The sequence below is a fragment of the Microbacterium sp. CPCC 204701 genome (genome assembly GCF_004010105.1).
Lineage (GTDB): Bacteria > Actinomycetota > Actinomycetes > Actinomycetales > Microbacteriaceae > Microbacterium.
Genome location: NZ_RRYE01000409.1, coordinates 1 through 2,530 on the forward strand (window position 1 = coordinate 1; position 2,530 = coordinate 2,530).

Sequence of the window (2,530 nt, forward strand, 5' to 3'; positions counted from 1 at the left end):
CGGGGCCGGGGCATCGGGTGCCCGTCGACGGGCTCAGGCGCGAGCGGCCTCCGACACGCGGCGCGCGGCGGCGAGGGCCTGCTCGAGGTCGGCCTTGAGGTCGTCGATGTTCTCGAGACCGACCGAGAGGCGCACCAGGCCGGGCGTCACGCCGGTGGTGAGCTGCTGCTCGGGAGAGAGCTGCGAGTGCGTCGTCGACGCGGGATGGATCACGAGCGAGCGGACGTCGCCGATGTTGGCGAGGTGGCTGAAGAGGGTCAGCGAGTTGACGAACTCGCGCCCGGCCTGGACGCCACCCTTGAGCTCGAACGACAGCACCGCACCGACGCCCTTCGGCGCGTAGGTGTTGGCGGCGGCGTACCACGGCGACGTGGGCAGGCCCGAGTAGTTCACCGAGGCCACGTCGGCCTGGTTCTCGAGCCACTCCGCGATCTCCTGTGCGTTCTGCACGTGGCGCTCGATGCGCAGCGACAGCGTCTCGATGCCCTGGATGAGCAGCCACGCGCTCTGCGGAGAGATCGCGGACCCGAGGTCGCGCAGCAGCTGCACGCGCGCCTTGATGATGTAGGCGAGCCCGTCGCCGACCGCCGTCGTGTACGAAGCGCCGTGGTACGAGGGGTCGGGCTCGGTCAGTCCCGGGAACTTCTCGAGGTTCTGCGACCACGCGAACGATCCGCCGTCGACGATGATCCCGCCGATCACGGTGCCGTGGCCGCCGAGGAACTTCGTCGCCGAGTGCACCACGATGTCGGCGCCGTGCTCGAACGGGCGGATGAGGTACGGGGTCGCGATCGTGTTGTCGACGATGAGCGGCACGCCCGCCTCGTGCGCCACGTCGGCGACGCCGCGGATGTCGAGCACGTTGATCTTCGGGTTGCCGATGGTCTCGGCGAAGAAGAGCTTGGTGTTGGGGCGGACGGCGCGGCGCCACTCCTCGAGGTCGTCCTGGTTCTCGACGAACGTGACCTCGATGCCGAGCTTGGCGAGGGTGTACTTGAACAGGTTGTAGGTGCCGCCGTAGATCGAGCTCGACGAGACGAAGTGGTCGCCCGCCTGCGCGATGTTGAGGATCGCGAAGGTCTCGGCCGCCTGGCCGCTCGCGACGAGGAGCGCGCCGGTGCCGCCCTCGAGCGCCGCCAGGCGCTCCTCGACGACCGCCTGGGTCGGGTTCTGGATGCGCGTGTAGATGTTGCCGAACTCAGCCAGCGCGAACAGGTTCGCAGCGTGGTCGGCACTGTCGAAGACGTAGGACGTCGTCTGGTAGATCGGCGTCGCGCGGGCCTTGGTCACCGGGTCGGGCTGAGCTCCCGAGTGGATCTGCTTGGTCTCGAATCGCCAGTTCTCGGGTGCGGACATGTGCGTGCTCCTGCGGGATCGGATGCCGGGGCACTCGCCGCCAGCCGTGTTCGACAGTACGATCCGGCGCCGCTGTCAACAACGCGAGGGAAATGTGACGTAACGATCCTGCCCCGACGGTCGGTAGCGTGGAGACATGGCGACCAGACGTGCTGTGGTGACCGGAGCGAGCTCGGGGATCGGTGAGGCGGCGGTGCGTGCGCTGCGCGCCGGCGGATGGGATGTCGTGGCGGTGGCGCGGCGCGCCGAACGGCTTGCACAGCTCCAAGCCGAGACCGGTGCGGTGGCGTTCGCCGCAGACCTCACCTCCGACGCCGACGTCGAAGCGCTCACCGGGTTCCTCGCCGAGTCGGGCCCCGTCCACGCGCTCGTGCACGTCGCCGGCGGCGCCCGCGGCACCGAGCGCGTCGAGGACGGGCGCGTCGAGGACTGGCAGTGGATGTTCGATGTGAACGTGCTGTCGGCCCAGCGCCTCGTGGCTGCGCTGCTGCCGCAGCTGCGCCGGGCTGCGGCATCCGACGGTCACGCCGACACGCTGTTCGTGACCTCGACCGCCGCGTTCACGCCGTATCAGGGCGGTGCGGGCTACAACGCGGCCAAGGCCGCCGAGGGCATGCTCGCCCACGTGCTGCGCCTCGAGCTCAACGGCGAGCCGATTCGTGTGATCGAGGTGGCACCCGGCATGGTGCACACGCCCGAGTTCACGCTCAACCGCCTCGGCGGCGACAGCCTCGCGGCCGAGCGGGTCTACGAGGGCGTCCAGAATCCGCTCACCGCCGACGATGTCGCGGACGTCATCGCGTACGCCCTCAACGCGCCCGGCCACGTCAATCTCGACCTCGTCACGATGCGCCCCGTGGCGCAGTCGGCGCAGCATCTTCTCGCGCGCGGGCCGCTGCGCCCGCGGGGGGTGGACGGCTCGTGATCCCGGCGTCGGGCACCAGGGTCGCCTATCCCGCCGGAGCCGTGGCATCGCGCGGGACGGTGGTGCACGTCGCCCACGCCGGTGACGGACGCACCGCAGTCGTGCTCGACGAGACGGCGTTCCATCCGGTCGACACGGCGTGGCCCGACCAGCCCGCCGACCGCGGCGTGCTGCTCGCCGGCGGCACCGAGATCGCCGTGGTCGACGCGGTCGTGGGCGCCGTGCAGGACGGCGACCTGCTCCTCGGCG

At 70.6% G+C, this 2,530-nt stretch carries 2 protein-coding genes and 1 pseudogene; 2 read left to right on the top strand and 1 reads right to left on the bottom strand.

Annotation, left to right across the window (positions count from 1 at the left end; all coding sequences use genetic code 11):
• Window positions 1-33: 33 nt before the first annotated feature.
• Window positions 34-1,356 carry a bifunctional o-acetylhomoserine/o-acetylserine sulfhydrylase gene (locus tag EIO58_RS16090; RefSeq protein WP_127820339.1) on the bottom strand — a complete coding sequence of 441 codons (1,323 nt, stop codon included), beginning with the start codon at window positions 1,354-1,356 and terminating at the stop codon, window positions 34-36.
• 136 nt (window positions 1,357-1,492) lie between these two features.
• Between EIO58_RS16090 and EIO58_RS16095 the strand changes: the two genes are divergently transcribed.
• Both EIO58_RS16095 and EIO58_RS16100 read left to right on the top strand, forming a co-directional pair.
• Window positions 1,493-2,281 (top strand): SDR family oxidoreductase, encoded by a 789-nt coding sequence (locus tag EIO58_RS16095; protein ID WP_205789329.1) that lies wholly within the window; start codon window positions 1,493-1,495, stop codon window positions 2,279-2,281.
• Window positions 2,278-2,530: pseudogene (locus EIO58_RS16100) on the top strand (metal-dependent hydrolase); the annotation flags it as partial. The gene EIO58_RS16095 and the pseudogene EIO58_RS16100, both read left to right, overlap by 4 nt.